The organism is Acinetobacter sp. CWB-G5, assembly GCF_019209785.1.
GTDB lineage: Bacteria > Pseudomonadota > Gammaproteobacteria > Pseudomonadales > Moraxellaceae > Acinetobacter > Acinetobacter johnsonii.
In genome coordinates this window covers 497,183-503,414 of the sequence record NZ_JAHUTF010000001.1, presented here as the reverse complement: position 1 = coordinate 503,414, position 6,232 = coordinate 497,183, and the positions used below count along the sequence as shown (strand labels likewise).

Annotated in this window: 4 protein-coding genes; all 4 read left to right on the top strand. The window is 41.2% G+C overall.

Annotated features, from left to right (window positions below):
- Window positions 1-2,308: YadA-like family protein (locus tag KVY11_RS02470; protein ID WP_218287995.1), on the top strand; the 2,308-nt coding region annotated here is incomplete at its 5' end.
- 75 nt (window positions 2,309-2,383) lie between these two features.
- Entirely contained in the window at window positions 2,384-3,181 is a 798-nt protein-coding gene (locus tag KVY11_RS02465) for an OmpA family protein (RefSeq protein ID WP_218287994.1), read from the top strand.
- A 598-nt stretch (window positions 3,182-3,779) separates the two neighbouring features.
- Window positions 3,780-4,988: a 2-octaprenyl-6-methoxyphenyl hydroxylase gene (gene ubiH / locus KVY11_RS02460; protein ID WP_218287993.1), complete on the top strand. Its 1,209-nt coding sequence runs from the start codon at window positions 3,780-3,782 to the stop codon at window positions 4,986-4,988.
- Entirely contained in the window at window positions 4,985-6,229 is a 1,245-nt protein-coding gene (locus tag KVY11_RS02455; protein ID WP_218287992.1) for an FAD-dependent monooxygenase, read from the top strand. Before ubiH ends, KVY11_RS02455 begins: the two co-directional genes overlap by 4 nt.
- Window positions 6,230-6,232: the final 3 nt, after the last annotated feature.

The following is a 6,232-nucleotide window of genomic DNA, read 5'->3' as shown; positions in this document are numbered from 1 at the left end:
AGGTGATAACATCACGGTTACAGATGTCACCAATGCAGATGGTAGCAAAGAATACAAAGTTGCTACTAAAAAAGACGTTAATTTCGACTCAGTCACGCTTGGTAATACGCTCATTAACAATGCTGGCTTAAGCATCAAAGACGGTCCAAGCATTACTGCTCAAGGCATTGATGCGGGCAAGAAGAAAATCACCAATGTGGCGGATGGTGATATCAGCGCGTCTTCGAAAGACACTATCAATGGCAGCCAATTAAACAGCACCAATCAAAATGTGACTAATTTGACCCAAACTGTGACCAAACAGGGTGAGCAAATTACTAGCAATACGGGTGATATTGCCAACTTGCAAAACCAAACTTGGAAGATCCAGGCGAATGGTGATGCTGCAAGTGCAGTAAAAGCCTCAGATACTGTTCAATTCTTGGATGGTGAAAACATTGAGATTAAGCGTGAAGCAAATAACCTGACTGTTGCAACGAAGAAAGATGTCAGCTTTGATTCTGTAAAGCTGGGCGATACGCTGATTAACAATGCCGGCCTCAGCATTAAAGACGGTCCAAGCATTACGGCTCAGGGCATTGATGCAGGCAAGAAGAAAATCACCAATGTTGCCAATGGCGATATTAAGAGTACATCACAAGATGCAGTGAATGGTAGCCAGCTTCACCATACTGCAAATAGCATTAAAAACAGTATTGGTGGTAATACATCACTAAATGCTGATGGTAGTGTAACGACTTCAAATGTGGGTAATACGGGCAAGAACACCATTCATGATGCGATTGACTCAGTTAATAAAGCTGCAGCGGCGGCTAAAACTAGCGTTGTTGAAGGTGATAACATCACGGTTACAGATGTCACCAATGCAGATGGTAGCAAAGAATACAAAGTTGCTACTAAAAAAGACGTTAATTTCGACTCAGTCACGCTTGGTAATACGCTCATTAACAATGCCGGCCTCAGCATTAAAGACGGTCCAAGCATTACGGCTCAGGGCATTGATGCGGGCAAGAAGAAAATCACCAATGTTGCCAATGGCGATATTAAGAGTACATCACAAGATGCAGTGAATGGCAGCCAGCTTCATAATACTGCAAACAGCATTAAAAATAGTATTGGTGGTAATACATCACTAAATGCTGATGGTAGTGTAACGACTTCTGATGTCGGTAATACGGGCAAGAACACCATTCATGATGCGATTGATTCAATTAATACTAAAGTAAACAATGCTAATCAAGGTTGGAATTTAACAGCAAATGGAGAAAATTCAAGTGCTGTGAAACCTAGTGATACGGTTGATTTTACAAACACTGATGGCAACATCCAAGTGAGTAAAAACGGTAATCAAATTAAGATGGATTTAGCTAAAGATCTTAATTTAGGTAAAGATGGCAGTATTCAAACTGGTGATACAACGGTCAATAATGATGGCTTAACCATCAAAGGTGGTCCAAGTGTAACCAAAGATGGTATCGATGCTGGAAGCAAGAAAGTTACAAATGTCGAAGATGGTACGATAGCTAAAGGTTCAAAAGATGCTGTGAACGGTGGTCAGTTACATGATGCGATTAATAACGTGAATAACAATGTAACTAAAGCTAAAACTACAGTTTCAGAAGGCGACAACATTATTGTCAGCCAGTCTACCAATCAAGATGGTAGTACTAACTATAATGTTGCGACCAAGAAAGACGTCAACTTCGACTCTGTAAATACCAATAAAATTACCGTTGGCGATGTTTCTATAGATAAAGATACAGGCATCAATGCTGGTAATAAGAAGGTGAGTGGAGTTGCTGATGGGTCTATTAGTAAAGATTCAAAAGATGCCATTAATGGATCTCAACTTCATACAAGTAATACTAATATTTATAACCACTTAGGTGGTGGCGCAAACTATGAAACCAATACCGGTCCGACTTATAACGTCGGTGGGGGTTCTCATAATAATGTGGGCGATGCTTTAAGTGCATTGAATAATCGCGACAATCAACTTGATCAAAAAATCACAAATTTAGGTGATCAACTAGAGCAAGTATTTACTAGTACAAATCAACGTATTGATAGTGTAGAAAAACGTGCAAATGCTGGTATTGCTGCTGCTATGGCATTAGAAACAGCTCCTTATGTAGCAGGTAAGTGGACTTATGCAGCCGCTGCAGCTCATCATAGTGGTGAAAATGCGGTAGGTGTGACTTTAAGAAAAACTGCTGATAATGGACGTTGGTCATTAACTGGTGGTATTGCTGCTGCTTCTGAAGGCGATCCGAGTTTCCGTATCGGCGTCAGCGGTGTAATTGATTAATACATAATCGATGAAAACTAAGGAAGGCTATTTTCAGCCTTCCTTATATATTTAACTTTAGAGATTCAATGATTTATGAAAAAAATTGTTAAAAGCATCATCGGTGGTGGATTGCTTGTAACTGCAATGTCAATTTATGCTGAGATTGAACCAGTACAAACCCAGCAAGAAGTGGTCTTTCCAGAAATTGAAAATAGTTATTTAGAACAAGTCCAACGTTATGAGTATGCAGATGTAGCGCGTTTAAGTACAGGTTTGACCAAGGATCAATTCCGCCATATTTTAGGAAATCCACATTTTAGTGAAGGGCTTTTCTTTGTTAAAAAATGGAATTATGTTTTAGATATCCGCAAGCCGAACACACAAGATTATAAGCGCTGCCAATTACGTATCGATTTTGACAAAAAAGGCTTATCTGAACGTTTAAGCTGGAAAGGTGAAGCTTGTGAAGAGCTTATGTTGCGTTCGGGAAATATAGTACCTGTTCCTGAGACCCAAATTGTTGATGAGACAGTTTCACAGCGAAATGCTAATGTCCTTTTTAACTTTGATCGTTTTGAAGAGCAAGCCATTCTTGAAGGACCTCAAATTCTGAATGGTATAGTTGCAAATATCAAAGCTACGGTATCTCAAAATCCTGTGGTAATTACAGGTTTTACTGACCGTTTAGGTAATGTCGGCTATAACCAGAAACTATCACAAAAACGTGCTTCAACGGTTGCTGATTATTTAGTTAGATCAGGTATAGCATCTGAGCGTATTCGTATCGAAGCAAAGGGTGTAACTGAAGAATATCAAAGCTGTGCAGTATCTTCACAGGTGGAAATGGTGCCATGCTTAACACCAAATCGACGTGTGAATATTAGTTGGTAAGCCTTATATAGGACTAGATTTTAATTGAAGAATAGTGATGTTATTAAATTTTTTAATTGAAACCAAAAATTACCCCATCCTGTGATGGGATAATTTTTTCTAGGCTAATGAATCTCGTTATTCAAAAAACGTACTGAAGAGAACAGCTTTAATATTCTATATAGCTATAAAGCCGCTCTTTATTTACAGGACTATACAGATAAGAGAACTAGTTTTATTTTGTACTTCGTGAGCAAGAGCTCTACGGAAAATATAGCGGCGGGATTGCATAAAAATTGGAATATAGGTGACTGATAACTCATGTTGTATGGTTAAATTTATGAGCCCTTATTAATATAGAAAACTTATAAAGGCTGGCAGTCTAAACTCTCATTAAATAAACATCTAAAATATTGACCACACATCACATCTCTTGTGTGAAATAAAAGTTTAAGAAACTGTCATCTGCATAACTTTGGCAACAGGGCCTTAGGGTGAAAGTACGTAAAAACATCCATTTCATTATAAAAAAGAAAATCTTTGATGTAATATAAAACCATTAAAACTTATAGGTATTTGAAGTTTTTTACTTTAGGTACGCCATAAAAAGGATAGAAGCATGCAACAAGAAGTCATCATAGTCGGTGGTGGTATGGTCGGACTGAGTCTGGCGTTGATGTTAGCCAAACAAAACATTGCGGTGAAGCTTTTAGAGGCGATCAAATACCCAAATTATGATGATGAAAATCTTGCACCATACCATTCTAGTTTTGATGCACGAAACAGCGCACTGTCTCGTCGTACAGTTCAAATTTACCAAGAACTGGGTTTATGGAGCGCTTTACAAGAACATGCAACGCCTATTTTAGAAGTAAATATCACCGAGCAAGGTAGCTTTGGTAAGGCGCGCCTTAAAGCAGAACAAGAAAAAGTCGAAAGTTTCGGTCAGGTCATCGAAAATGCATGGCTCGGTCGTGTGCTACTGACGGAAGTTCAAAAACAGCCACTCATTGAGCTGATTGATGGTGTACAAGTCACCCAACTGACCCAAGATGCCGATATGGCCTACATAGAAGCCAGTCGTGGAGGAGAACAACTGTCACTGCAAGCAAAACTCGTCATTGCAGCAGATGGACGTGATTCATTCTGCCGTAAAGCCTTAGGAATAGGTGCTTCAGAACATGATTATGATCAGGTCGCTATCGTCACTACAGTGCAAACTTCAAAACCGCACAACCATGTGGGTTTTGAGCGTTTTAGTAGCTTAGGGCCATTGGCACTGTTGCCGCTTCCAGGTGAATACCGTCGCTCCGTGGTTTGGCCTGTGAAAAAAGGCACAGAAGGTGAATGGTTGGGCGATGAAAATGATCAACATTTCTTAGATGCATTACAAGAAACCTATGGCGACCGTGCAGGAAAGTTTCAAAAAACAGGTAAGCGTTTTAGCTTTCCATTATCACAAGTACTAGCAGAAAAGCAGGCCGTTGGACGAGTGATCTTAATGGGCAATGCTGCGCATACCATTCACCCCGTTGCGGGGCAAGGTTTTAACCTGTGTATGCGAGATGCGCACGTCTTGGTACGTTATTTAACGGAGCAAATTGCGCAAAATACCGACTTGGGCGATGCCGCAATGCTGCAAGCCTATGAGGTTTCACGTTTGACCGATCAACAACGCGTAATTAAGTTCTGTGATTCGGTGGTACGAGGTTTTAGCAACAGCAATCCAATCTTAAAGTTTATTCGGAATACTGGTTTGGTCGCGTTTGATACGATTCCAGGCATTAAACCGCTCGTTGCCAACTATGCTATGGGGCTAAAAGCATGAGTCATGTTCAAACTGATGTTTTAGATGTGGTGATCATTGGCGGTGGTTTGGTCGGTGGGCTGACCGCTTTGCTTTTGGCGCAAGGCGGTGTGCAGGCTACCGTACTGGATGCTGCACCTATTTTAGATGAACAAAAAAACTTAAGTGTTGCCAACCCACGTGTTTTGGCACTCAGTCAAGCAACGATACACTTACTTAAAACCGTTGATGTTTGGGACAAGATTGCCCGCCAGATACCGTATAGTGGCATGCAGGTGTGGAATAAAAATGGCTATGGTGAAATTAACTTTGGTCATGTGTCCACGCAGGAACCACAAGGCGAACAAGCCCTCGGTTCTATGGTTGAGCCAAGTTTGCTTAATTTAGCGATTCAACAGCAGATGCTTGCTGTACTCAACGATTACCGAACTCAGGTTAAAGTTGCCCGTGTCGAAGAAGGTATTGGGCTATGGCATATCCATTTGGCAGATGGTACGGTGTTGAAAACCAAACTGGTGATTGGTGCAGATGGTGCAAACTCTTTTGTACGGGAACAAGCGTTTATCGATATTGATGTGCTGGACTACAAACAAGCAGGTCTAAGCTGTGCCATTCGTACTGCACAGCCTCATCAACATGTTGCACGTCAGATTTTCTTAGAAACAGGGCCTTTGGCTTTTTTACCAATGGCGAGTTTAAAACCAGAGCAAGCAGGGCATTGGCAGTCTATCGTATGGACGCTCCCCGATGATTATGCAGAAGAATATGCTGCACTTTCAGATGCTGAATTTACCCGGCTATTAACGCGAGAAAGTCATCACATGTTAGGCGAAGTGTTGGAAGCGACACCTCGTGCCACTTTCCCACTCAAAGCACGTGCTGCACAACAATATGTTAAAGCAGGCTTGGCTTTAATTGGTGATGCAGCCCATGTGATTCATCCGTTGGCGGGGCAAGGTGTGAATATTGGTTGTCTTGATGCGGCTGTACTGTGTGATGTATTACTACATGATCTAGCACGTGGCGTGTGGGCACATGAGCAAACACTGAAACGTTATGAACACCGCCGTAAAGGACAAAATGATGCCATGATGCATAGCATGTCTGCCATCGGTTGGATGGAAACCACACAACTCTTTCCTGTGGTGTGGGTGCGAAACTTTGGTTTGAAACAAGTTGAAAAACTGCCTGTATTAAAAGATGCTTTTATGGCACAGGCCAATGGTTTAGGCTTACTCAAAGAGACGCGTTATGCTGTCTAAGAA

What these genes read in the sequence shown, in the direction of transcription:
- KVY11_RS02455 (WP_218287992.1), top strand. Translation starts at nt 4,985, where the DNA reads ATGAGTCATGTTCAAACTGATGTTTTAGATGTGGTGATCATTGGCGGT.
- KVY11_RS02465 (WP_218287994.1), top strand. Translation starts at nt 2,384, where the DNA reads ATGAAAAAAATTGTTAAAAGCATCATCGGTGGTGGATTGCTTGTAACT.
- ubiH (WP_218287993.1), top strand. Translation starts at nt 3,780, where the DNA reads ATGCAACAAGAAGTCATCATAGTCGGTGGTGGTATGGTCGGACTGAGT.